Source organism: Paenibacillus intestini (assembly GCF_030803945.1).
Classification (GTDB): Bacteria; Bacillota; Bacilli; order Paenibacillales; family Paenibacillaceae; genus Paenibacillus; species Paenibacillus polysaccharolyticus.
On sequence record NZ_JAURUN010000001.1, the window covers coordinates 900487 to 926214 of the forward strand.

Sequence of the window (25728 nt, forward strand, 5' to 3'; positions counted from 1 at the left end):
CTCCTTTCCCTATCTGTTATTCATGCGCGGAGAGAGTATATACGGAGATATACACCAGAAAGCGATTCCCGCTTTCTCTCCAGCGCACGTAACAGTTTATTTTATATGGTCTTGATTAAATCACCATTTACCTGCGACACGATTTTGAATGACTTCAGTCATCTTTTTCTCGTAGCCTGCTTTGTCCAGCTTGCTAAATTCAGCCATGTAAGCATTCCACAGGTTATCGAAGTTCGAAGGTGCACTCAAAATCATCTCAGGCAAGTACTTGCGCTGTATGTCATCCGATTTGGTGGTGAAAACTTGTTCAGGAGAACCTTGTTCGAGCGCAATAGACCATGCCGGGAACCAAGGACGTTCCTCCGGTTTGTTGAACAGCTCACTGAACGTCTTGATACCATAGGCATCCAGGAATTTTTTATCCCCTTCTGTATATGTTCCTGCGACAACTTCCGGCTGATTGCCTGGATTAAATGCATTCCCATCGGACAGTGTCGATTCTCCACCATAACGTGGCCAGTCATTACTGAAATAGGTAAATCCAAATTTACGGCCAAGCTCGACATCGTCGTGAATTTTCCGTTGTTCATCATTGGCATAATAGTAGCGCCCTTTTTCATCTACACTATAAGTCTGATCTTTGATCCCCCACTGGATTAGAATCTGATTCTCTTCTTTGAGCAAATTATCAAAATACTTGATGATACGTTCCGGGTCTTTCGCATTTACGGTAATACCCGTAGCATAGTTGTTTACGAAGCCAGGAGGATCAATGTATTGGTCCTTGATGCTCTTATCGAACACAATCGGAAGCGGTGCATAACGTTTCTCATCGATACCTGCTGCCAGCAAGTTTTTAGTTGCATCTCCTACTTGCCATGCATAGTTAAAGTAACCGAGAACACGTCCTGAAGTCAGTTTTGCCAAGTACTGATCCTTGTTCATGGTGAATGACTCTGGATCAAGCAAACCTTTGGCGTTAATTTCATTCAGTTTTTTGATCCAGCGTTTCTGTTCTTCTGTACCTGAAACGGTTCTTGCGACATGGGTTTGCATATCTACCATAACGCCGCCGTCATTAGGATATCCTGCAAGGTGCATGGCTGGATTCTGCAGGGTGAAAAAGTTATTGGCTACGCCAGCAAGGGATACAAACCCGATCGTTTCGGCTCCATCCACTGTCGGGTGTTTCTCCTTATAGTCCTCGATCAGATCAAAATATTCATCCAGGGTCGTAATTTTAGGATAATTAAATTCCTTCAATACAGAACGTTGAATCCAGAAAGCTCCCCCACCAATGTTAGGGCTACCTGAATACTCACCTTGGTTAGCCGTATATGGCAACGCGTAAATTTTACCGTCTTCCGGGTTTCTCATTTTATCGAAGTACGGGCCATATACTTTCTTAATATTCGGACCGTATTTTTCGATCAGATCATCTAACGGAATGTAAGCTCCGGCATCCAGCAATTTGGACATTTCTCCGCTGGAGGCGATGACGTCAGGATAGTCTCCGGACGCAATCATAACGCCAGCTTTAGTCGCACTGTCACCAACCAGATATTCCAATTTAAAATCTACACCGGTCTGCTTCTGCAGTTCTTTACCAATCGTTGTTTCACTTGCCAAAGTATCCTTCTTACCCGAAGAAAACATATAATACGAAAATGTAACCGGGCTATTATCATCTTCTTTTGCTGTAGACGAAGCCCCTGGAGAAGAGCTGCCTGACGAGCACCCGGCCAACAGGGATGCCAATAATACGGCTAATCCTGTCGTTTTCAAAAGCGGTTTTAACATGTGTTTTGTTCCCCCTTTTTAGTTAAACGGTGTATGTAAGCATTTTCAATATATCAAGATAACGCTTTCATAGTTACCCATGAAACTGTACATTGTTCTTTAAAAAGTATATCGAACCATCATTTCCCTTCCACCTTATCCACATTAAGTGGGAGCCTGATTTGTATACACGTCCCCTTGCTTTCCTCTGAATGGATGGAAAAAGAGAATTGATCCCTATAACAAAGTTTCAACCGGCTATATGCATTTTTCATCCCTACATGCTCACCCATATCCATATTCTGTTGCAGATATCCTACCAATTCTTTCAATCTTGCTGCGGACATGCCAATACCGTTATCCTCCAGCCCGATATGAAGATTCTGACCCTCCAATTGAATAACAAGCCGAATAATACCTTCACCCGGTGTAGATTCAATACCATGTATGCTGGCGTTTTCCACGAATGGCAAGATGACCATTTTGGGAATCCGGTACTTTAACGCGGCAGGATCAGCTTCAATGTAATACTGGAGTTTTTCCCCAAAGCGATATTTCTGGATTTGCAAAAAGCTGTCGATTAGCTCCAGTTCCTCCTTCACGGTCACGTCATGCTGATTCCAGCTAATGGACTTACGGAACATTTTTGCCATATGATGCACAATCTTAGCGGTCTCTTTCTCGCCCTTGATCAGGCTCCGCATTCGCACAGATTCAAGCGTGTTAAATAGGAAATGCGGATTTATCTGACTATGTAACGCATGAAGCTGCGCCTGCTGCTGTTTAAGCTCCAGGTCTTTTTTTTGAATATCCGCTAGATATACTTCATCAATGAGATTCCGAATCGTCTCGGTCATCCGGTTGAATTCGGTTGTCAATTGTCCAATCTCGTCCCTTGCATCTTCAGGAGGAATGGTCTGAAAATTTTGTGTTTTTACTTTTTTCATATGTTTGAGAATACGTACCAGTCTGACGTGAATGGAGCGGGACATCGCCGCAATGATAATCGAAGGCAACACGAAATTAATACATGCCAGCCAGACGACGAAAGAGCGTGATTTACGAACTTCCTGTAACACGATTTCCTCGTCCATCACACCTTGCAGGGACCACCCTTCCAAATAGTTAATGCCAGAATAGACACGATCAAATCGAATGGTTTTATTGGGGAATTCCATTTTTCCGTAAAGCTGTCCAATTGAAACATTCTCTGTGCTCAAATCATTCGAAAAGCGAATATGGCCTCCTGGATCAACCAAATACACTTTGCCATCAAAACCGCTGTTGCGAAATTGCTCTTGGAGTAGATCCATATTAAAGTCAATTTTGAGTAATTGTTCGATACCGCCCGTGTCCTGATTGTTTAACCGCTGGATGAGGCTTAACATCTGATCGGTTGCAATCAAGGTTGGATAAGGTACAACATTATTCTGTAATTGCTTATACCAGCTCGTGCTGCGAACCGCTTCATTTAAGTGTTCAATGTAGCCTGAGGACAAAATCGTTGGATTATCAGTATACACTTGGTACCAACGAATGCCTTGACTCAGTTGACCGGAAAACTCTCCTTTGAGATAGGAGTTATATGCCCGAATATACTCCGAGTTACTTTCAAACGAACGAGATAACGTGTCATTGAATACAGGATCAGCATAGAGCGAATACGACAGACCTACCCCCTGGTCAATCGTCACACGTAATTCGTTCTTCAGATTGTTTAACGCCATTCCGGCATCACGAGATTTCTGGTTACGGATATTGGCTGTGGTTACTTGATAGAAAACGACATTCGTCACAACAATCGGAATGAACACCGATAACACGTACATCAGCAACAATTTGTCCCGAAGCTTCATGTAGTTCCACTTCCACTTGATCATTGGGCCCCCCGCTGTCCATCCTCTTTCAGAAGATTACGGTAGGTTGTTGGCGTCATATTAACGATTTTCTCAAACTGAGTCACAAAATAATCCGCATTCTGAAATCCGATACGAGCCGCCACTTCATACATTCGCAGATCCGTCTGGCGAAGCAACTTCTGGGCTTCCTGAACCCGAAGATTCAGCAGATACTCATTAAAATACTGGTTATAACTTTTACGGAAAAGTCGACCCAGATAGACCGGATTCATATAGAACTGGGCCGCTATACTTTTGAGACTGATATTCTCCATGTAATGGGAATCGATATATCGTTTGATCTTGTTGATATCTCCTTTGGACTGCTCCATCCGCAGTTGCGCAATATACTCCTCTGCTTCTTCCAATGCAGTCAAAAATGCAATTTTCAATAGTCGCAAATTCCATCCATCTTGACCTTGTTCGGCTAATAACTTGAGTTTCTGCAACCCTGCGTCCGTACCTCCCATTTCATGCACAACCGCGAGTATGCCCGTAATGCAACGCAACAGAGAACCTGTAACTGCCTGAGTAGAAAACCGGCGAGAGTGAAACTTGTTGAACATATCGTGCACAATCTCATGACAAGCCTCACGATTTCGCTCTTCCAGGCTTAGAATCAGGGGATCAACCTCTTCCTGATTTATGTTAAATACGTATAACGCTTTATCTTTCACTTCTGTATAATGGACAACACTTCCAGGCTCTGCAAACTTATGCTTGGATGCTTCCTCAGCTTCCGCGTAAGACCGAGGTGCTTCGGTCATGTCATCTATTAATGTACCTGCGTACAAGCCTACATCTGCGCCAAGGTGGTCGCTGAGCATGTTTTGAATCCACTGAATTTTATCAACTACACGTTGTTTTGGAGAGGCTTCCTTCAATAGAACAATCAAGGCAAATCTACCTAGCTGTTCCTCAATAACGTATAGATTGAACCGAGGATCTGCCAACGAATGAAGGATTTCATTAACCTGGTGAAGAGTCACTTTCCGGTGTTCTGAGCCTGTTTGTAATTCAAACAGCACAATGATCAATGACGTCTGATGGTCAATACCTAACATTTCTGCATACCGGATCTCATCTTCTTTTCGAATCTGACCCTTGATCATATCTTTTAACATAATTCGACTGGCTTGTCCTTCCTCCAAAAATGCATGTTTTCGCTTATTCTGGATCAGGTTAGCCGCCTTTTGCAGCGTTGCGGTCATTTCTTCGTCATCAATCGGCTTGAGGATGTAATCCTGGACACCGTACCTTATTGCTTGTTGTGCATACTTGAAATCATGGTAACCGCTAATGATAATAAATACAGGCTCTAGTGTAGGTGACTTGTCAACGGCACGGATGAGCTCGAGTCCATCCAGAATAGGCATTCGGATATCGGTAATAATGACATCAGGATGTAAACACTCCGCCTTATTCAGCGCCTCCAGTCCATTCTCTGCTTCCCCCGCAATCTCCATGCCAAGACTGTGCCAATCAATCAGTTCATGCATTCCTTTACGGATATACATCTCATCGTCGACCAGAAGAACTTTTAACATATGATCTGCCCCTTCCCCTCAAGCGAAAATCGTTGAATGAAATCAACAAAAAACGGTATATTCCAATTATAATTAGAAACCGCTTACAATTCTGCAGCTATTTATACAAGATGGTTTCCATTCTATCCTTTGCCGTTTGCAAATTCATTGCGCGAATCGTTGATTTTATTGCGCGAAAGTACAGCCTATCGTTTTCAAAAAGAAAAAGCGAAACTGTATCGAGTCTAAACTCGAACGTTTCGCTTAAGAAATGGAGATGAAATTTACTATATAAGTTGAATTAAAGATTTACACTGTGTACTCCGATGACAGAATAACCTTCCAATCGCTGTTATCCCCAGATTTTTTTATTCCCTTTCCAAGAGGGGAAAATCCGGTGATAAGCATATGCTTACGAAGCAGCTTCCTTTCAGAAAGCTCTCAGGCGAACGCATCGCTTTTCCAGTTTTTTTCTGTCCTCTCCGTTCAAGTGTAAAAAATAGTTCAACTTATGTAGATACTGGTCTTGTTATATTACTTAATATAATAAGACCATAAATATGACCAACAATCTTACATTGGGAAATACACTAGGTAGCGTCAAGAATTTTGTGTAAACGGAATTATCCATTTATTATAAATTCGGCTATTTAGTCTTTGGTGGTGAACATCTCTTGAAGTTCTGCTCGTGTTTGGTCGAAGCCAATATGACAGCGAGTAGCAAGCGTTGGTTGTAGCCTTCAAACTGAGATACTAGGAACTTCTCTAATGCTTCTTCATGTGGGAACTGTTCTTTTCGTTTCGTGTATTTCTTTATCTGTTTGTTGAACGATTCAATAAGATTTGTAGAGTAAATGCTTCTCCAGTTTGACTTTGGGAAGCTGTAGAATGTGAAGATATATGGGTTTTCACGTAAGGACTTTACCACTTTAGGATAGCTGGTTTTCCACTTGCTAGAGAAGTCTTCAAGAGCCTTTTTACCCGCCTGTTCATCTTCTGCAAGGTACACGGACTTGAAGTCGTTACAGATGTTGGCACGGTCAGATACACGAACTTTATGAGCAATGTTACGTGCTACATGCACACAGCAAGATTGGTACTTCGCATGCGGATAAACTTGAGCTATTGTATCTACAATTCCAGCTAACCCATCTGAGATAAACAGCAGAACTTCTTCTGTACCACGGGATTTAACATCTTGCAGCAGCTTATTCCAGACATATGCCGATCCTGTGGGCGCTATGGCATCCGTTAGCACTCCTTTTGAGCCATCTTCGCGAACTAGATAAACGGCCTCCTTTGAAACCGTTTCACGTTTTACTGCGATGTAAGTAGCGTCGATGTAGACACAAACATAGCGCTTAGACAGCGTTCGTTTTGCAAAAGCATCTACTTGTTCTACCATCACTTTCGTCATATTTGACACGATTTGTGGCGTGTAGTGATGACAATACATTTTCTCGATGAGATCTGCAATTTCGGTCATGGTAACACCCTTTTGAAACATGTAAATGACGAACGATTTAAGCGTGTCATTTGAACGTTTGTAAGGCGCAACGGTCTGTTGCTTAATCTCACCGTTGCGTGAATCCCCTGAATTCACACTAATTCGATCGTACTTTTCATAGTCTAAGAATGCAGTTAACTCGGTTTCAAGCAAACGATTCATCGCTAATTCAAGGTGCTGACAGAAAATTTCTGTCACATCCTGCTTCGTGACTAGAGCTTGGACTAGATCCGTAGTAAAATGATTCATGGGAAGACCCTCTTTCTGTGAATTGTCTTGTGGTGATTCAATTCTACAAAAAAGGGTCTTCCTTTTGTTATGTTAACTATTTACACAAGATATTTTACGCTCTCATTCTTTGAGGCGTGAGATGTTTATTAGAATAATATATATACTTCTATTTATTACAATATATTCACAAAAATATATTGTAAGTGTATAATTAAAAAAACCTTAATCTAACTATAAAGGGGGTAAATGTATTTCTTTGAATGTAGGTTTTTAATATGAGAGGTGGACGATAAAATGAAAAAAATATCCAAGTTTCTACTAACTTTTTCTGTTGCTTTGCTTTTGTTAGTTCCGGTTACTGTAGGTGCTCAAGAAAATGCTATTAACGAAGAGGATTTATCGATCGATAATATTATCATAGACTCTAATATTAGTTTGGATAAGAAAGGTGACGGAAGGGTTTATCTTCAAATGAGAAATTCAGATACCTCTCTTACAGTATCTCAACAAAGATCAGTTTTAGAAGAGATGGGGTTTTCTGAGAAAGAAATTGAAAAAATGAGTCCAGCAATAATTCAGGAAATCTCTTTGAATGGTGGAAAAAAAGTTGATACTCAAACTACAATAAAGCAATACTATAATTCATCTGACGGTAAAAAATATCTTGTAACAAACGAAAATAGAAAAGAAATTGAAGCGTTAAGTCAAAAAGAAACAGGGATTATTAATAGACCTGCAGGGCAATCATCAAACATTGGAACTATGTCAGATGTTTACCAGGAGTACCCGTTTACCGGAACTGGCTATGTTATATATAGAGGAAAAACGTCGAACGCCAAAGAGTTTGTATATGACTACTACAACACTGCATCATGGGCGGAACCCCCTTACTATAAGTACATCGATAAGTTAGCAAATTCTTGGCAATCGTTTGCTACCAGTGTGGGTAGAGAAGCAAAATTAACAACATGGATAACACCACAGTCTAGCCATGAAAGTAAACAACAGGTCACAATAGAGGGGATAAATGGTTCATCTGTTAAGTTTGATCACGCTGGTCTTTACCTCTATAAAAATTTAGTTCTTAAAGAAACTGTTACTATACCTGTTTCCTATAAAGGATTAACAGGAAAACATATTGCAAAATACGCTCATCCTTATACTCTTTTAACTCCTAGCGTTACTGTGGGACCTATTTCTCTTAGTTTTTCTAGTTATATAGGGGATGAGTGGGATTGGGATGTTACATTTACAATTGATAGTAAGTAACAACATAAAGTTTTAACTTAAAAAAGAACAATACTGGACTGAATCGTAGCTTCCCTCAAAGTACTCCATCCATATAAATAGTGGTTGAAGTACTTTGGGGGATTTTGCTATGGCTGATTAAGTAATAACTTAACAACTTAACAACTCTAGTATTTGTGTTTTAATTAATTTTTGTTAGTATCATCAGGTTTGTTTTTTTTGTTTTCATTTAAAATTTTTTTTAAATCCAAAACTTCATTTTGTAAATTATCAATTTTTGATTTTAAACCTGAATTATTAAGAACAGAGCTAACAACAAGATACATGATTAGATAGTTGGCGGCCATTATTATTAGAAAAATAATGAGCTCGGGTACACCTCGTACAACTAATGGCATATAATTTTCCTTTCTTTAAAATAATATTTTGAAATTCCTCTATATATGGCTAATTATAACATAATACAATTTTATATATATAAGTCTTTGATATCATTGAATCCGTGCAATACACTACTAAAATGAATGATACCTTGTCTTATTGTTTAATAACGTTCCTTTTAGCAAACTGTACGTCACATCCACTTTTCCCCTTTTAAAATAATTGAATCTTGTGCACTCTGAAAATTCAGTTCCATATGTTGATCCAGATAAGAAACGCTGACTTTACTTGCCTCGCTTGCACGTATACTGGCATGAAGCAACTTCCCTTCGCTCCATTCCATGTCCACTTCAAATCCGCCGCGCGCTCGCAGCCCTCGAACGGAACCTTTCGGCCATGCCTTTGGCAGTGCAGGAAGTAAACGAATCTCGCCGCCATGACTCTGGACCAACATTTCAGCTATGCCCGCGGTACCTCCAAAATTTCCATCAATCTGAAACGGAGGGTGATCACAGAATAAATTAGGCAGTGTCGAGGAGCGAAGCAACTCCATAACGTTATCATGTGCCTGTTCAGCCTGCTCCAGTCTTGCCCACATGTTCAGAATCCAGGCCCGACTCCAGCCTGTATGTCCACCGCCATGTTGCAGTCTGCGATCCAGCGTAATATGAGCGGCCTTTGCTAATTCAGGGGTCGTTTTCGGGTTAATCTGCGATCCCGGATGCAGTGCAAACAAATGTGATATGTGTCTATGACCTGGTTCAAGTTCATCGTAATCCTTGCTCCATTCTTGAATCTGTCCGTGTTTTCCCACAGCGATATCCGGAATACGAGTTAATGCTTCTTGTAACTGTGATGCAAATTCCTGATCTTGTTGCAAAATGTGTGTACTATAAATACACCGCGTGAACAACTCCCGAATAATCTGGTTATCCATCGATGCCCCGTAACAAAGCGCACCCGACTCACCATTATCCAGGATATAGATATTTTCCGGTGAGGATGAAGGACATATCGTGAGATTCCCCTCCGGGTCTTGTACAAGGAAATCCAGAATAAACAAAGCTGCCTCTTTCATCGTTTCATATACTTTTTTCAAAAAAATCTTGTCCCTACCGTATTCATAATGATCCCACAGGTGAAGAGACAACCACGCGCCGCCCATCGTCCAGAAGGTCGACGTTAGACATACATCCTGCGGGGCAGGATCTGCCCATATGTCAGAATTATGATGTGCTACAAATCCGCTACAGCCATACATTTTGCTGGCCGTTTCCCTTCCACGTTCCTGTAGTCGCTCGATAAAATCAAATAACGGGATGTGACACTCCGGCAGATTACAACTCTCGGCTGGCCAATAGTTCATTTCTGTATTGATATTAATGGTGTATTTACTATCCCATACCGGAAGCATGTCTTTGTTCCATATGCCCTGCAGATTGGCAGGTAACGAACCGGGCCGGCTGCTGGAGATTAGCAAGTATCGCCCGAACTGGAAGTACAAACTTACGAGTTCAGGATCATCACCGCCTGCTCTAAGACGCTCGAGTCGTTGATTCATCGGCAGACTCATATAACTGGTATCTGTGTGTCCACCCTCCAGATGCAAGTCCATACGTTTGAACAGCGCCTGATAGTCGGTGATATGATCCTGAAGCAACTGATCATATGTTTTGGCAGAGGCCGTATCTATTCTTCGTAAACATTCCGCCTCCAGCTCTTCCTTGGCATAACGAAAATCAGTGCATGCTGCGATCAGCACGGTGGCGGAATCTGCATTTAATAGTGACATTTGACCACTCGAATACTGAAGCTCCCCTGCTTCGTGCATGACCCGAATCGCACAGCAAAAACGGATCCCCCCTTCTCCTCCGCTTCGTCCCCGGATGATCAGTTCACCATTGCTGCACTGTTCGATTCGATCGATCAACGATTGGAACCCGACCGGATGTCTTAGCGCTCCCGATAGCGGCGACCAGTTTAATACGGAACCTCTGCCAAACAAGGTTGTGAATGATAATTCGCCTGGCTCGCTACTAGACAAACGGACTGCCATGACCTGATCAGGATAACTTGAAAAATATTCTCGCTTATGCTTGGTTTTTCCTGATGTGTACTGCACATTAACGATACCCTGTTCCAAATCAAGATATCTCTGATACGCTGCTGTCTCCTCGTCTGCATGATGCATAGCCAAATAGAAATCACCAAGCGGCTCGTAATGCCGTTGTCCATCAGGCACGCCTACTAATGAGGTTAACGCTAGCTCCTCTGCCTGCCGAATCTGGCCTTGAAACAGAAGTTCCCTTATGTTATCCAGTGATTGAAGTGAATGCGGGTTGTTCCGCTCCATCGGTCCGCCGTACCAAAGGCTATCTTCATTTAACTGCACTCTCTCTAGATGTGTTTTTCCAAATACCATACCACCGAGGGTTCCGTTTCCAATCGGAAAGGCTTCTTCCCACTGCTCGGCAGGGTGATCAAACCAAATTTTATTCGTATTCATCATTATACCTCCAACGAGAGATGCCAAGGTTCACTGCTGCACTAGCAGCATGACGAACAGGACTCAATATGACCCGTCTTACAGGCCGTATAATCAGTTTACTTTGTTCACCCGGCTTCGTTGAATGAAGAAAACTAACCTAAACCTTCACAATGCTAACCCGTTTGGAGGCATGATCGTATCTATTCAATCGCTGGAGGTGAATTGATCCCAGTAGTCACCAACGAGACCTTCGATGATGGAGCCGCTGGCCCACGGCATCAGACAGAACCAGGTGCTTGCCGGCGTACCATCGGCATAAGTCTCCGTAACGAGTCCTTGCGAGTGACAAAAGCGCTCGGACATCCATCCTTTTTTGCCATAACCATATTCACCATCAACACGATTATAGGTTTGACAGCCCCAAGCGATCGTATCATTCATACGCTGACGGATATAGTCATCCTCACGATGCTGAAGATAATACAAAAGCTCATCAACGAGATTGCTCGACATGGGATGAATGTGCGGGTTAGCTACCGAAGTGACGCTTCCTCCAGAACTTGACCAGTTCAATGTACTCAGCGGCGGAATCTGCACTGGCGAGTTATAACAAAATTTAAAACTGAACTCATAGCTGATGGCGTCTCTCATATGATCAAGGAACGTTTCCTCACCGGAGAGTGCATGCAGGAAACGGAGAGCTTTGATATATGCCAGAATGCCTTCCGAATCCACTGCTTTGTCTGCATCAAGCGGAGCACCGTAACATTCCATCTGTTTCACATAGGCATTATAATAATGTGTTTCACTGCGTCTCATCTCCTCCAAATCGGATAAATCATTGGTCAACCAGCTGTAATAAGCTTTCGCAGCGAGGCACCACGCCCCGCTAAAAGCATCATACTCCAGGCCTGCACCGGTGCGCTTGGACAATATCGTCGGATATTCGCCATCTGCATTTTTGCTCCGTTCCAGGCGTTCTAGTACTTGCTTCACATAAGCGAGCCAGTCATCATGCCTAATCTGTCTTATGCGGTATTCGTAGTCATAACATTTGAGGATATAAAACATGGCTTGAGCAACGAGATAGGATGAGTGCCCTGGTGTACGCATACCGTCAAACCACCAGCCTTTAATGCTCCATTTTCCATCCTGATAAGCATCATACGGAAGTCCTGACTCGGAATTCATCGCATTTTCGATAATGTTTGTGATACAGGACAAAGCCTGCTGACGCATGGGCTCATCGTTCTGACGCAATGCTGCAAGCAGCATGGGGGTTGCAATGGTCATGCCATTGGTCCAACTGATCGAGATGATTTTGTTATATCGATACCCCCCGCTCTCTGCGTCTTCGTACACAAAAGTAGAATAGTGACGGTCATCTGGAAGCCACGCGTAGTCTCGAACAGCAGCGGACATGTCGGATACGGCTGTGCGGATGTCGCTTCCTTGTCTAGGGTGTTCATGGTACTTTTGGTAGACATGCTCTAATGCAGGGTTAATACCCAAGGGCGAAGAGGATTCATAATCATATAGTTCAAGGGTGAACGCCACCGATTCTCCTGCTTCCAACACAAAGACGCTCTCTGCCAAGGCTGAGCGCTCGTGCACAAGTCTTGATTTGATAAACAGCAACGGAGCATTCTCATACCCTAAGGTATAACCAACGGTGCCTTTCTCGATTGAACATGTGAAACCTCCATATTGTAGAAAAGTTCCTGTTTGACCCGGATACCACGGCTGCTTCTGTCCACTATGCTTGCTTTCCACCCAATATGGGCTTGCGCTTAGCCCGACAATTCGGCCCGAATCATATACAAGTGCAGCCGGATGCGATAGACGATCGCTTCGAACCATCCACCAAGGGGATGAAGGACGGGAAGGTGTTCCTTCACGAAGTCTTGGAAATTCGTTAGGTACATTTTGGGGTGCTTCTCCCCGATTACGACCATACATAAAGGCAGGCAGAAAAAATCTGGGCTGCTGTTTGTCAAAAGCAAGCTCTACATGAATCACTCCACTCCACCGTTGACTGTCTTCATTCTTAATCGTAATCTGTGCTTGCTTTGGATCATCTGCACAGCCTGTCCCGGCACTCATATTCACGTCAGCCCGAAGATTATGCGTGCTCATTCCAGTATAGGCTGTCCCTTCCTGCCTTTTACTGCGTGCGGTAAAGATCAGTTCCATATAATCCTCTCTTTCTGTTTTCCCTACCTCTTCAGAAAACGCTTGCAAATTTCAAACCAAGATGCTAGGATGGTACCATTTTATAGGTTCAGGTTCGCAATTTCATTGCTTAGATCGTGATATTTATTGCGCCAAACGATTAGGAGGCTTTCATGATATGAATGAATCTCAGGAGTACCAGTATGATCCCATTCAGATGGATCTGCTGTATCTGCATCGTGTCACCACCTACAATATGGGCACATTCTACCATCGGCACAATGGGTATGAGTTGTACATTTTTCTTCGCGGCAATGTGAATTTCTATATCGAGAATCGATGTTACCATCTGGAGCGAGGTGATCTTATTGTTTTGAGTCCAGAGGAAATGCATCGTTCCTTTGCACTCGACAAGAATGAATATGAACGAATCACAATTAATCTACAAAAAACATTTCTTAACCGATTATCCACATCATCTACCAACCTCTCTGCCTGTTTTGATCATCGGCCTAAAGGTAAGGGGAATATCATTCATTTGAATGAAGAGGAGTTAGAGCGATTTCTCAATCTTACAACCCAAGTGGAACAAATGTTGCTAACCTCAGACTACGGTGCGGATATTATGAGAAATATGCTGATCGCCCAACTGCTTCTTATGACCAATCTGGCTTTTAAACATACAAATTTTGTGCCCACCGACATTATGCCTGAACTGGTTCGTAACACGATGGACTATATTGAAACGAATCTGACCGAATCTCTTACACTTCAACACTTATCAGAAAAACTATTTACCAACAGCAGTTATATCAGCCGTCAATTCAAAAAACATACCGGACTAACGATTCGAAACTATATACTTAACCGCCGCATCGAGCTCGCCCAAATCTGTTTATCGGAAGGCATGAGTATTACCGAGGCCTGTTATCATTCCGGATTCGGCGATTATGCCAACTTTATTCGCAGTTTTACCAAGATGGTCGGAACATCGCCAGGCAAGTTTGTACGTAAACATCGCACTGAAAAGTGTTAATTATCGTTGAATTACGGTATGGACCCAATGATCCAAGGACGGAGGATATACATGGAACTATCAAAAGGGACCTATGGTTTTCGATTTGCCGAAGATCGTGAACTTGAGCTCTGTAAGCTGTATGCAACGGGGAGCGATATCATTACTGAACCGTCGTATTACTGGGATGGGCTGGAACGAACGGATGGTCCTCTTCTTTTATTTCAGTACACCCTTGCAGGAGAAGGTATTTATGAAACAAAGGACCGTACATACCGTGTGACTTCCGGACAGGCTTTTCTTGCAGAGATCCCGAGCGCTCATCGATATTATTATCATCCAGAGTGTGCTGAGCCATGGCATTTCATTTTCCTACTTTTCCGTCCTGATCTCATTCAGGCTCATTGGCAGAAGTTTGTGCGAGAATCAGGTGAAGTTGCTTCTCTCCCCATGGATTCGACTCCCATCCGTCTGCTGCGAATGATTGTAACGGATGCGGCGGCAGGAAGGATAACGGACCCTTTAATTGCGTCATCCAGTGTGTATCAGTTCATGACAGAGCTTGTTCGCTTACAGACGACAACACGTCATAATCGGGAGAACTGGCCGGAACATATTCAGCAGGCTACGAAGTACATCGAAAGCGACTACGCCAGTATGGTCAGCGTGGATCAGCTTGCTGAACGCGTTGCTCTATCCAAATATCACTTTATTCGCAGATTCTCGGCCAGCACAGGTCTCACTCCAGGTGCCTATCTTACCCGCGTTCGAATCGAGAAAGCGATGGAGTTGCTTCGCGGCACGACATTAAGCATTGAACAGATTGCGGTCCAAGTGGGGTACTCCAGTGGAAGTTATTTTATCAAAGCTTTTCGAGGATTAACTGGACTTACACCAGGGGAATTTCGAAGCGGTGGCGAGAGTCTCGTATATCGGAAATTATTCTTCGACTAACCGCAATATATTGCTATTTGAGACTTAACATTACTGTAGATTATTGTATTTCGCTTCATTATGATAAATGTGATTGGAGCAATAATTTAAATTACGTTTCGTAAAGGAGCCTTCCAATGGATCACACTCTTGCAGCACCAATACCTCCTCTTGGCTGGAATAGCTGGGACTGTTACGGCGCTGCCGTCACCGAAAATGAAATTCGCGGCAATGCGGAGTATATGGCTACACATTTGAAAGAGTACGGTTGGAGCTACATCACCGTTGATATTCAATGGTATGAACCTCTGGCAAACTCATCACAATACCGCCCTTTCGTTCCACTCATCATGGATGAGTACTCCCGTCTTATGCCTGCCGAGAACCGTTTTCCTTCAGCGGCGAATGGTCAGGGATTCAAACCGCTTGCTGACTACGTACACAGTCTGGGGCTGAAGTTTGGCATTCATATTATGCGTGGTATTCCGAGACAGGCGGTTCACGCAGGTACAGCTCTGTTGGGCACAGCAGCTACTGCCCGTGATATCGCTCATACCAACTCCATCTGCCCATGGAATACCGATATGTATGGGGTGGATCATCACAAAGAAGGCGCCCAAGCCTATTATGATTCATTGTTTGACCTCTACGCTTCATGGGGTGTTGATCTGGTCAAAGTGGATGATATCGCTGCATCCAGGTTATATGACACACATCAGCCCGAAATTGAAATGATATCGAAGGCGATCAAACGTGCCGGACGTCCCATGGTATTAAGTCTGTCTCCGGGTCCTGCCCCCGTGGAGTACGCTGAATTCTTTGCGGAACAGGCCAATATGTGGCGTGTCACCGATGATTTCTGGGATCGATGGCCACTTTTGCTAGACATGTTCGACCGCTGCCGTAAGTGGCAGGGCCTTCCTAAGGAGGGATGTTGGCCGGATTGTGATATGTTGCCTCTGGGGCACATTGGTATTCGCTCTGTGGATGGAGGCGGAGCCGATCGGTGGACAAGATTCACCAAGGACGAGCAATTGACCATGATGTCGCTGTGGAGCATTTTCCGCTCTCCTCTCATCTTTGGCGGTGAGTTGCGGGATAACGATGACTGGACGCTGTCCTTGCTGACAAACCGTGAGGTTCTGCGTATGCATCGTGAGAGCCATAATGCTAGAGAAGCGCTACATCAAGGCGATCTGATCGTATGGACGGCATCTCATGTCGATGGTTCCACTTATGCAGCTGTGTTTAATGTTGGCGAGCAGTCAGTGCTCCCGGTGGAACTTGATCTCAATACAGTTGGTTTATCCCCTTCTGTTGCAAGCCATGGAATTGAATTATGGAGTGGCGATGTGACAGAAGTTAACGAGGATATTTTACGCACGGATGTGCCTTCGCACGGTGTGCGCCTGTACCGTTTTGCGTGAAGCACTTCGCCTGAACCGTTCCATAAAGAAGGGGCCTGTCGTTTATGACAGACCTCTTCTTCTCTATTTCTTTGAAAAAAAACGGATTGTAACTATTGGCTTGGAAGAGCATTTTCGGCTTTATTAGAACAATGTAGATGATCCATTCATTTGTCCTTCGGGCTTACGATCAAAATGCCATCTATACACAAAAGTCATTACCACAACCAACATGGCAAGCACAATAAATAGATTACTATATACAAATGCAGATGATCGGCTGATAAAAGGATTGAAACGCATCTGCTGTGCTCCCCCGTCGATGACCTTGCCAAGAACGGTTGTAGATACAGAAGCCGCGATGAAATTAAACATCGACAGTAGTCCCATACCAATGCCGACCTGTTCTTTGGAAAGGGTCTGTGCGATCGTATTAGACAGCGCAATTTGCATATATGATTGACCAAGAACCGCCAAGATTAGAAAAGATGAAACGAAAAACAATGACACGCCGGCAGCAAACGATAGACTTATGAAGCCGATAACAAGCATCGTCGAGGCTGTATAAATCAAAAAGACATTGTCTTTCTCATCCGCTAACTTTCCTCCTCGTCTTCCCAGTAATGCTGCAATCAGAGCCGATGGTAACATAATTAGACCTGTCAGAGCCGGATAAGCATCATACACATGGGTTAACAGTTGCGGGATAATAAATGGAATGCTAAATCCACATGCAACTAACACAAATGAAATAATCATTCCCCATGTATAGGAGCGGTTGCGAAAAACAGCTGGCTGCACAAACGGTGATGCTGCGTGGAGAATACGAAGGATAAACAAGGCTAAAACTACAATGCCCAGTAGCAAATACCACAAATTTAATTGAGTTAGTGCGAGCAAAATGGCTCCAATGCTTACGGTGAGCAGTATGCCTCCTAGATAGTCCATCTTTTCATACCCTCCCCTCTCATCATTCAAATACTTTCTATAGAAGGGGAGCGTCAACAGCGAAAGTAGCGGAATCGCAAATAGAAACTTCCAATTAAGTGCACTGGATACGAATCCGGCAACAATAGGACCTAACGCAGATCCCAGGGCGATTCCGATCGCAGAAGTACCGAGTGCCTGACCACGCTTGTTTGGCGGAAAATATCGAACTGGTATAATCATGGCCAGAGCTGGAATAACGGCAGCCCCTGCGGCCTGAATCAGACGAGCCAAAATAATCATAAAGTAGGAAGTAGAAAGAATTCCTATAACGGAGCCAGCAGCCAACAATAAGAGTCCAAATGTGATTAAATGTTTAATGCTATATCGATCTGTTAGCTTCCCGTAAGTGACTGTACCAACAGCGTATACAATTAAATATCCGGTAACGATCCAGCTTGTCTCAGAAGCTGACCGTTCGAATTGATCTCCAATGACGGGTAAGACAACATTAAACATCATTCCGTTCATTACGGAGATGATCAAAGTGAAGACAAGCACGCGAAGTAGTGCAGTTTCTTTGCCCGTTGCAGATGTATCCTGGATCTCTAAACTCTCTGCGGTCTTCATCGTTTCCCTCTTTTCCTTACGTTACTAAAAAATACGCAAAATTTACTGTCAGTACTTACTGTCATAATATGACTTAAAATACTAGGGCGTTAGCGCCCTAGTGAACGTCCATACACTTTCGGTAATCACATCTTCTAATGAAAGCCACGGAAAATGTACATGATCCTCCATATGGTTAATAAACAAGCCATAATTCAATGCCATGAAGGAGAAAGCCTGTAATTCAGCGTTGATCTGAATCACCTTGCCTTGCTCGTACATCGTTTGCAGATATCGGGTTAGAAGCTCAAGTAACTGCTGAGGATGTCTTATCGTTCGTGTTCTTAACTCCGGCAAATGATTCATTTCCTTCAGACTGATCATAAACAATTTACGGTTCTTATGCATGATTTCATGATAGGTTCTGCTGACTAACAATAAGTCAGAATGCAGATTCCACACGACTTTTTCCTCAAAAAGTCTTGTCATTTCCTCGACATAATGATATTCGTCAAATGCGCTCTCGAGCAGATTTAGTTTCGTACCAAAATGGCGAAATAACGTCTTCTCACTTACTCCCGCGGTTGAGGCAATCTCCTGCGTTGTAACACTTTTATATCCCTTTACCGAGATCAGCTCAATCGCCGTTAACATTAACTTCTCTCTTGTGTTCCGTTTACTTGAATTGGACATGAAGCTCTCCTTCTGCTCAAATGTCAGTGATCACTGTCATAAAAGAAGGTTACCTTTTGAATCACTCTTTGTCAAGTACTTCAACTCATTTCTGTTCCATCGCCTGCACAGCAAGTTGAAAAGCTCGAATTCTTCTCTCCAGTAAAGTATGTTGCGGTGTTCCAACTGTGGATTTATCCATCATCCGTTTAAGAGAAGGCAGGAGATTATTCATCACATGACGTGCCTCGGATATCTCCAGGCTGCCATAATGTTGATCAGCTCTCCCATTCCAGGTGTGTTCCAATATATACAAACTGACAATTAGCGCATGAAGTCGTTTTTCTAAAACCGATGTATTGGCTTCTTTCCCCAACATGTTCTTGAGAGCGTTCTCCGATTTTCGGATCACGGACTGAAAGGCTTCAATGGATTGTCGTTGTACAGTCTCAGATACGGATTCAATCATGGGCAAATACTCCTTTTCATAAAATTTATAAATGGTTTTATGTAGATGTTATATACAATATATTCACTGTTTCAGGAATCCTATTATAGTCTCTTATGGAATCAATGTACAAAACAAAAAAAGCCGCATATCGCGACTTTTTTTGTTGAACTAAGAAAAAACCGGGATTAGAGCACCTTTTCCAAAAAGCTGATTGTACGTTCGTGCTGCGGTTTGCCGAAGATCTGTTCAGGATTTCCTTCCTCAACAATATATCCGCCATCCATAAAAATAACCCGATCCGCAACTTCGCGGGCAAAGCCCATCTCATGCGTAACAATCATCATCGTCATGCCTTCGCTCGCGAGATCCTTCATGACACCAAGTACTTCCCCAACCATCTCCGGGTCAAGTGCCGATGTAGGCTCATCGAACAACATCACATCCGGGTTCATCGCGAGTGCGCGAGCAATAGCTACGCGTTGCTTCTGTCCGCCAGAGAGCTGGCTTGGAAAGCTCTCCGCTTTGTCTGCCAGACCGACACGGTCAAGCAAGCGAAGCGCGGTTTCCCTAGCCTGTTCTTGATTTAATTTGCCAAGTTCCATCGGCGCAAACATAATATTTTTGAGCACACTGAAGTGTGGAAACAGATTAAAGTGCTGGAATACCATGCCAATGTTCTCCCGAGCTTTGTTAAGATCGGTATCACGACTGTTCAAGTCTTGATCATCGACGATCACACGGCCTGCGGTAATGTCCTCCAGACAATTGATGCAGCGAAGAAATGTACTTTTACCCGAACCGGATGGGCCGATGACACATACAACCTCGCCTTCATTTACAGCCATGTCGATCCCTTTCAGCACCTGATTGGAACCGAAGCTTTTCTTCAGCCCTTCTACTTTAATTTTAGTCACGGCGAATCTTCACCTCCAGATAATCGGCAAGTCTAGTCAGTGCAATAATAACGATCAAGTACATTACAGCTACCGTTAACCATATGTCAAACGAGGATAAGGTTCTGGCAATAATGATTTTACCCGACTGTGTAAGCTCAACCAGCCCGATAACGGACAAGATGGACGTATCCTTAAGCGTAATTACCATCTGGTTAATAAACGAAGGAATCATCACACGAACCGCCTGAGGAATGACAATTTTCATCATCGCTTTGCGATATGGAAGACCTAGTGAACGAGCGGCCTCCATCTGTCCACGATCAATCGATTGAATACCCCCGCGAATAATCTCAGTAACGTAAGCTCCGGCATTTAAGCTCAGCGTCAGAATCGCCGCAAGGAACAGCGGCATCGTAAAGCCAAATGCCTGAGGAATACCGAAGTAAATGAAGAACGCGAGTACAAGTAACGGAATACCACGGAAAATATCAACGAATACGGTGGCAATGCCTCGCAAAACTCTGTTACGTCCTACTTTCATGAAGGCGAAGATCAAACCAATAATAAACGCGAAGAATAGAGACACGATGGTGTATAAAAGTGTATTCCCCAAACCTTTCAACAAGGCTGGAAAAGATTTGTATATAAGTTCCATACGCCCCAATTGTGCAACGGACTCCGCATTGTCACCTATATACTTATCTACAATACGCTTGTATTCACCGCTTTCCTTGATATTAGCAAGGCCTGCGTTAAACTTCTGCAGCAGCTCGGCGTTTTTACCTTTACTTACAGCAAACCCGTAAGGCGCACCTTTTTCTGGTTCTGTAACAACCTTCAGTCCGTTTTTCTGATTCTCCCCATATTTCAACACAGGGAAATCATCAAAACAGGCTGCAGAATTTCCCGTTTTCACATCATCATACATCTGTGCTGAATCATCAAAAGGTACAATGGTAAACCCATACTTTGATGCATTCGCTTCTGCAAAACGATAGCCTTCCGTCCCCGTTTTTACAGCTACCTTTTTACCGCGGAGATCTTCATAGCTTTTTACCGTATCATTGCTCGCTTTAACGCCCATGACAACGCCTGATTCAAAGTACATATCGGAGAAATCAAATTTGGTTTTGCGTTCATCCGTAATACTCATACCTGCAATGACGCCATCCACCTGGTTCGATTCCAGTGCCTGAACGGCAGCGTTAAATCCTAAGGCTTTGATCTCGTATTTAAAATTCTGATCCTTGGCGATTGCTGCCATGATATCCATATCGATGCCGACAAAATCGCCGTTAATTTCCTGAAATTCAAACGGTGCAAAGGTAATGTCGGTACCGATAACATAAGTTTTGCCCGAATCCGACTGTGCCTGCACACTTCCCGTCCAACCTGTAAAGCCGGACACCAGAAGCAGCACCATGGTAAGTATAAGTAATGTAATCCTGTTATTCTTCATATGTCCTCCTCGTCTTGACGTCATGCCATACGTATGTCCCGAATCATGCTAAGGTTATTATTCTCAGCTCTTGACCAATCAATGCTCTTTCTACCCACCTTCATTTTTGTTTCCATGGCATTTCTTCAATCCACTTGTAAAAGTCCTCTTATACTTACCCTGGTGGTCAGGTTGTCGAAACTTAAATTTTAAATTTGAAACATTAAAATGCAAAAAAGCCGCAAAATGCGACTTTTTGGCTATCTTATAGATAAGCATTAATTATAATTCTTAATAACGATCAGCAGTGTTTCAAAAACATATCATTTCGTTTATATCGTGGATTCATGCTTATTTTAACGTGATCTCAAAGAATGATCCTGCTTCACCTGCAAAGACAAGATAGCCTTTCTCGGGCAGTACCATTGTCGTCTGACCACTGACTACGCTGTGATTCAGACTGGCACCAGACGCATCATACACAACAAATGAACCATCGGAGGGTAAATTCACTTTCATTTCTTTTCCTCCGGCCGTAGTCGGAATCGAGAACCATTTGGCGTAACCATTCGACTGGATTGTCGTTTTTGATTGCTGACCTGCATAGATCGGTTTCACGATATCCTGGCTACCATATATATTGCCTCCTTGCGAGACATATTCCACACCGTCTTGTTTGAAAAAGGTAAATTCCATCGAGTCCCGACCCGCTACACCCGGAATCTGCAATTGATTCACAGCCTGATCCCCATCCGTAATAGCATTCGTATAAATATAACCTGGTAACTCACTTAACAACTGAATAGGTATCAGCGGCATTGCTGTATTATATAGAGTCGAGGTATGTTTCTCATTCACGAGTACATACGCTTTACCCACACGCGCTTGCCACGCAGCTTTGGCTTCGTCTGACAATAGATTGGCTTGAAGCTTTTCAGCCTTATACTCCGAAGAAGCAAGCTGACCGAGCCCAGGAGCCGATTGATACGAACGTGTCCAAAGATACGTATTTCCGTTATCTTCCTTAACAAATATCACTTTCTCCGTACCTGCCTCATTCACAAAAGAACCGTCAGCAATATAGGTGTACGTCTGTTTCGGGCTATTTGGTGTCGCTAACATCGACATCGTGAGTTGCCCATTCTCCTGAACATCCAGCTTCATCAACATGTTGGCTCCGCCACCATAGATTCCTGAATGTTTCATCTCTTCCTTCGGCATCTCTGCTTTCACAGGTACTCCATGTGACTTCTCCGGTTTACGCTCCGGAATCAGCTTCTTTTCTTCCAGGCTACTTAGCAACAGCTCTGTTGCAATCAATTGATTCGTTGAACTTGAACCTCCCGAAGATGTAACGGCTGCAGCCATATTATACTCAGGCAATACAATCAGAGAGGAATGATAAGCAATTGTATTTCCGCCTTTAGTCCATGCCTTGATCCCATACTGATTGAACGGAAACAAGTTTACACTATCCCACCCAAGTCCATACGCAATGGATGAATCACCGTCCTCTGGCCACATTCCCCTCTTGTACTCTTCCTGTCCGGTAGCTTTCGCTGATTCTTCGGAAAGAACACCATTCTTCTCGTTCGTGAATACTTGTGACAGCTTCACTAAATCTTCGGCTGTGGAATAGATGCCACCTGAAGCAATCATATTGGTTGTCTCCAAAGGCTGCCGTTCCTTCTTGGGGGAGTATGTCGTTGCCATGTGTTTCACATCGAGCGGATCTTGTGGCGTCTTGGTATGATTCATGCCTAGAGGTGTGGTGATATGACGATGCATGAATTCCGTAAAACTCAACCCGCTAACTCGTTCTACCAGAATCTCAGCTAATGAAAACCCGTCATTACTATAAACCGAGTAAGCTCCAGGATCTGCCTTCAAATGTTGTGAGGCTAGCTGTTCCAGTAATGTATCATGTGCGTGTGTATCTGGATCTTCGAACAGAATCGCGCTATTACTGGATGTGCCAAGTAATCCCGATGAATGATTTAACAGCATACGTACTGTAATCTGAGCATAACGCTTGTCCTTCATTTTAAATTCAGGAATATAACCCACTACAGGATCGTCCAATTTCACTTTGCCCTCATCCACCAACTTCATGACAGCGGTTGTGAGAAACATTTTACTTGTCGATCCTATGCCATACATGGTGTTTGACGTGAGTGGCACACGATTCTCCGGGTCATTCATTCCTGTCTGTCCAGAGAGAACGATCTCCCCTCCATCGATAAGTGCGTACTGTACACTCGCGACACCGTAGGTTTCGGTCAGTGTTTTCGTTTTCGCTGCAACTGATTTTTGAGTCAATCCGTAGTCTAGTTTACCTGGAAGCTCGGTAGCATATGCAGCTGTGGGCGTTAACATCGCAAATGCCAAGGTCATGGCAACGATGGACATTCTTTTTTTTCGTGTCAAATTCATCTTCTCCTATTCTGCTCTGTGGTCGTCGTGTATGAGCTGTTACCTAACGCAGTATAAACAAAGAAAATGAACTACCCACGTCCTGAATATGAACTGGAGATGAACAGGAAAAAATATATTCATCGTGATTCATCATTGCAGCTTGAACCATTGTCATGATAATATTCCCTACAATGGAAGGCCCAAATTTTCATTATGTGCTATTAATATACAATCCATAAATTCAACAACAACGGAGTTGTTATGATGTTAAAAGTGAACCGAAATGATGACCGTCCCATCTGGCAGCAGCTGCTTGACCAGGCTATTCACAACATTACAACCGGGAACTGGCCTCCAGGTGAGCTGCTACTTCCGTCACGTGAGTTAGCTGGGCGAATCGGTGTTTCACGATCTACAATTCAGATCGTTTACGAAGAATTATTCAGCCGGGGTTATACAGTAACTTCACGTCGCGGTGGAACAAGAGTCAGTAGCTCGATCCAAGTGCTCCCTTCATTAGAAGAGGAGCCGCAATCCGGGCCTGTGCCTCCCGTATTGCCTTTAGTACACGAATCCATTGCCAAACTACAGAGTTGGTTTGGAGATCATGATACAACGCAGGTGGACATTGATTTTAACCCGCATGAGCCTTACATCGATGAGACGTTCACCCAATCCTGGAGAAAATCATTTTTGCAGGTATCTGCTGAACCCAACCTTGATATCTGGTCGTATGGCGATGCCAGAGGTTTCCTGCCGCTACGGGAACAGATCCAGCGCTACTTGTCATTAGAACGAGGAATTCATATTGAAGCTGATCAGATTTTGTTAACTTCAGGTGCACAGCACAGCATTGATTTGATTGCTCAGGCACTTCTGACTGAAGGAGACAGAGTGTCCGTGGAGGACCCCGGTTTTCCTGCTGCCTGGACCACCATGAAATACCGCGGTATGCAGATCGATGCCGTACCGGTAGATGAGCAGGGACTATGTGTAGATCGCATCCACCCGGAATCGAGGCTCGTATTTGTCACCCCTTCGCACCAATGCGCGACCGGAATCATCATGTCAGAGCCACGAAGACAGCAATTCATGCAGTTGGCTGGAAAACGTGGAATGTGGATTATCGAGGACGATTACGATAGCGAATTCAGATATCGTGGAGACCCGATTCCTACCCTGTTCAGCCAGTTGCCTCAGAATACGCTTTATATGATGAGTTTCTCCAAAATGATTGCGCCCGGTATACGTTTATCCGCAATTATAGGACCTCAAGCAGCGATTGAGCGGCTTACCCAGATTCATGAACTGACTTATCGCCATCTGCCCATAATGGAGCAGCTGACGCTGAATCATTTTATTGAGCGGGGGCAATTTATGCGCCACATGAGAAGAGTTCGTAACATTTATCGCCGCAGACACGAGGTCATGACCAAAGCGATCCATTCTTCCGGTCTTAGTTCGCGTTTTAGATTAAGCGGAGTAGAAACGGGATTACATATCCTTCTTGAAGCAGATGCGTCATGTGATGAAGCAGCAATAACCTCTGCCGCCCGCAAGCAGGGTGTCTGTGTTTATCCGTTGAGCAGATACTGTCTGGAGAGTGATCGTAAGGGGTGGGTATTAGGTTTTGCAAAAGTGGATGAGGCACGAATTGAAGAAGGCATCTCCCGATTTGCCCGCACCGTATAATAACAATTGAATAGAGCCCGCCGGCAATGCTCATGGATCATTAG

Annotated in this window: 17 protein-coding genes and 1 pseudogene; 5 read left to right on the forward strand and 13 right to left on the reverse strand. The window is 43.6% G+C overall.

Annotated features, from left to right (window positions below):
• Positions 1-120 precede the first annotated feature (120 nt).
• The 4 genes and pseudogenes from J2T16_RS03860 to J2T16_RS03875 all read right to left on the reverse strand — a co-directional run bounded on the left by J2T16_RS03860 (position 121) and on the right by J2T16_RS03875 (position 6959).
• Entirely contained in the window at positions 121-1800 is a 1680-nt protein-coding gene (locus J2T16_RS03860; RefSeq protein WP_090915923.1) for an ABC transporter substrate-binding protein, read from the reverse strand.
• Positions 1801-1919: 119 nt separating this feature from the next.
• Positions 1920-3659 carry a sensor histidine kinase gene (locus tag J2T16_RS03865; RefSeq protein WP_499017791.1) on the reverse strand — a complete coding sequence of 580 codons (1740 nt, stop codon included), beginning with the start codon at positions 3657-3659 and terminating at the stop codon, positions 1920-1922.
• The gene (locus J2T16_RS03870) at positions 3656-5224 is read right to left on the reverse strand and encodes a response regulator (protein ID WP_336119909.1); all 1569 of its coding nucleotides are present in this window, start codon (positions 5222-5224) and stop codon (positions 3656-3658) included. Before J2T16_RS03870 ends, J2T16_RS03865 begins: the two co-directional genes overlap by 4 nt.
• A gap of 629 nt (positions 5225-5853) precedes the next feature.
• Positions 5854-6959: pseudogene (locus J2T16_RS03875) on the reverse strand (IS256 family transposase).
• Positions 6960-7235: 276 nt separating this feature from the next.
• Here J2T16_RS03875 and J2T16_RS03880 point away from each other — a divergent pair.
• Positions 7236-8210, forward strand: coding sequence for a hypothetical protein (locus J2T16_RS03880; protein ID WP_336119908.1), 975 nt, complete (start codon positions 7236-7238; stop codon positions 8208-8210).
• Between the two features lie 164 nt (positions 8211-8374).
• Here J2T16_RS03880 and J2T16_RS03885 read toward each other — a convergent pair whose 3' ends face one another.
• The 3 genes from J2T16_RS03885 to J2T16_RS03895 all read right to left on the reverse strand — a co-directional run bounded on the left by J2T16_RS03885 (position 8375) and on the right by J2T16_RS03895 (position 13251).
• A complete protein-coding gene (locus tag J2T16_RS03885) occupies positions 8375-8587 on the reverse strand; it encodes a hypothetical protein (protein ID WP_494390481.1) in 213 nt (70 codons plus the stop codon).
• 176 nt (positions 8588-8763) lie between these two features.
• Positions 8764-11076, reverse strand: a complete 2313-nt coding sequence (locus J2T16_RS03890) for a glycoside hydrolase family 95 protein (protein WP_499017792.1) — start codon at positions 11074-11076, stop codon at positions 8764-8766.
• Positions 11077-11262: 186 nt separating this feature from the next.
• Entirely contained in the window at positions 11263-13251 is a 1989-nt protein-coding gene (locus J2T16_RS03895) for a hypothetical protein (RefSeq protein ID WP_499017793.1), read from the reverse strand.
• 157 nt (positions 13252-13408) lie between these two features.
• Between J2T16_RS03895 and J2T16_RS03900 the strand changes: the two genes are divergently transcribed.
• From J2T16_RS03900 to J2T16_RS03910, 3 genes are all read left to right on the forward strand, one after another.
• Positions 13409-14266 carry a helix-turn-helix domain-containing protein gene (locus J2T16_RS03900; RefSeq protein ID WP_499017794.1) on the forward strand — a complete coding sequence of 286 codons (858 nt, stop codon included), beginning with the start codon at positions 13409-13411 and terminating at the stop codon, positions 14264-14266.
• 51 nt (positions 14267-14317) lie between these two features.
• Entirely contained in the window at positions 14318-15199 is an 882-nt protein-coding gene (locus J2T16_RS03905) for a helix-turn-helix domain-containing protein (RefSeq protein ID WP_499017795.1), read from the forward strand.
• Between the two features lie 116 nt (positions 15200-15315).
• Positions 15316-16605, forward strand: a complete 1290-nt coding sequence (locus J2T16_RS03910) for a glycoside hydrolase family 27 protein (RefSeq protein WP_336119901.1) — start codon at positions 15316-15318, stop codon at positions 16603-16605.
• Positions 16606-16728: 123 nt separating this feature from the next.
• Here J2T16_RS03910 and J2T16_RS03915 read toward each other — a convergent pair whose 3' ends face one another.
• The 6 genes from J2T16_RS03915 to J2T16_RS03940 form a co-directional block, all read right to left on the reverse strand.
• Positions 16729-18141, reverse strand: a complete 1413-nt coding sequence (locus tag J2T16_RS03915; RefSeq protein ID WP_336119900.1) for an MFS transporter — start codon at positions 18139-18141, stop codon at positions 16729-16731.
• An 81-nt stretch (positions 18142-18222) separates the two neighbouring features.
• A complete protein-coding gene (locus tag J2T16_RS03920; RefSeq protein WP_221788727.1) occupies positions 18223-18813 on the reverse strand; it encodes a TetR/AcrR family transcriptional regulator in 591 nt (196 codons plus the stop codon).
• Between the two features lie 85 nt (positions 18814-18898).
• On the reverse strand, positions 18899-19261 hold the full coding sequence (locus tag J2T16_RS03925) for a hypothetical protein (RefSeq protein ID WP_260510876.1): 363 nt from the start codon (positions 19259-19261) through the stop codon (positions 18899-18901).
• A gap of 167 nt (positions 19262-19428) precedes the next feature.
• Positions 19429-20157 carry an amino acid ABC transporter ATP-binding protein gene (locus J2T16_RS03930; protein WP_221788725.1) on the reverse strand — a complete coding sequence of 243 codons (729 nt, stop codon included), beginning with the start codon at positions 20155-20157 and terminating at the stop codon, positions 19429-19431.
• Positions 20150-21598 (reverse strand): amino acid ABC transporter substrate-binding protein/permease, encoded by a 1449-nt coding sequence (locus tag J2T16_RS03935; protein WP_221788724.1) that lies wholly within the window; start codon positions 21596-21598, stop codon positions 20150-20152. Before J2T16_RS03935 ends, J2T16_RS03930 begins: the two co-directional genes overlap by 8 nt.
• Before the next feature lie 330 nt (positions 21599-21928).
• Positions 21929-24010, reverse strand: coding sequence for a serine hydrolase domain-containing protein (locus J2T16_RS03940; RefSeq protein WP_499017796.1), 2082 nt, complete (start codon positions 24008-24010; stop codon positions 21929-21931).
• Positions 24011-24256: 246 nt separating this feature from the next.
• On the opposite strand from J2T16_RS03940, the gene pdxR reads away from it, so the two are divergent.
• Positions 24257-25684 carry a MocR-like pyridoxine biosynthesis transcription factor PdxR gene (pdxR, locus tag J2T16_RS03945; RefSeq protein WP_221788812.1) on the forward strand — a complete coding sequence of 476 codons (1428 nt, stop codon included), beginning with the start codon at positions 24257-24259 and terminating at the stop codon, positions 25682-25684.
• Positions 25685-25728 lie beyond the last annotated feature (44 nt).

Coding starts and splice junctions, on each gene's coding strand:
- J2T16_RS03880 (WP_336119908.1), top strand. CDS start 7,236: ATGAAAAAAATATCCAAGTTTCTACTAACTTTTTCTGTTGCTTTGCTT.
- J2T16_RS03870 (WP_336119909.1), bottom strand. CDS start 5,224: ATGTTAAAAGTTCTTCTGGTCGACGATGAGATGTATATCCGTAAAGGA.
- J2T16_RS03890 (WP_499017792.1), bottom strand. CDS start 11,076: ATGAATACGAATAAAATTTGGTTTGATCACCCTGCCGAGCAGTGGGAA.
- J2T16_RS03860 (WP_090915923.1), bottom strand. CDS start 1,800: ATGTTAAAACCGCTTTTGAAAACGACAGGATTAGCCGTATTATTGGCA.
- J2T16_RS03900 (WP_499017794.1), top strand. CDS start 13,409: ATGAATGAATCTCAGGAGTACCAGTATGATCCCATTCAGATGGATCTG.
- J2T16_RS03910 (WP_336119901.1), top strand. CDS start 15,316: ATGGATCACACTCTTGCAGCACCAATACCTCCTCTTGGCTGGAATAGC.
- J2T16_RS03915 (WP_336119900.1), bottom strand. CDS start 18,141: ATGAAGACCGCAGAGAGTTTAGAGATCCAGGATACATCTGCAACGGGC.
- J2T16_RS03905 (WP_499017795.1), top strand. CDS start 14,318: ATGGAACTATCAAAAGGGACCTATGGTTTTCGATTTGCCGAAGATCGT.
- pdxR (WP_221788812.1), top strand. CDS start 24,257: ATGTTAAAAGTGAACCGAAATGATGACCGTCCCATCTGGCAGCAGCTG.
- J2T16_RS03895 (WP_499017793.1), bottom strand. CDS start 13,251: ATGGAACTGATCTTTACCGCACGCAGTAAAAGGCAGGAAGGGACAGCC.
- J2T16_RS03925 (WP_260510876.1), bottom strand. CDS start 19,261: ATGATTGAATCCGTATCTGAGACTGTACAACGACAATCCATTGAAGCC.
- J2T16_RS03935 (WP_221788724.1), bottom strand. CDS start 21,598: ATGAAGAATAACAGGATTACATTACTTATACTTACCATGGTGCTGCTT.
- J2T16_RS03865 (WP_499017791.1), bottom strand. CDS start 3,659: ATGATCAAGTGGAAGTGGAACTACATGAAGCTTCGGGACAAATTGTTG.
- J2T16_RS03920 (WP_221788727.1), bottom strand. CDS start 18,813: ATGTCCAATTCAAGTAAACGGAACACAAGAGAGAAGTTAATGTTAACG.
- J2T16_RS03940 (WP_499017796.1), bottom strand. CDS start 24,010: ATGAATTTGACACGAAAAAAAAGAATGTCCATCGTTGCCATGACCTTG.
- J2T16_RS03885 (WP_494390481.1), bottom strand. CDS start 8,587: ATGCCATTAGTTGTACGAGGTGTACCCGAGCTCATTATTTTTCTAATA.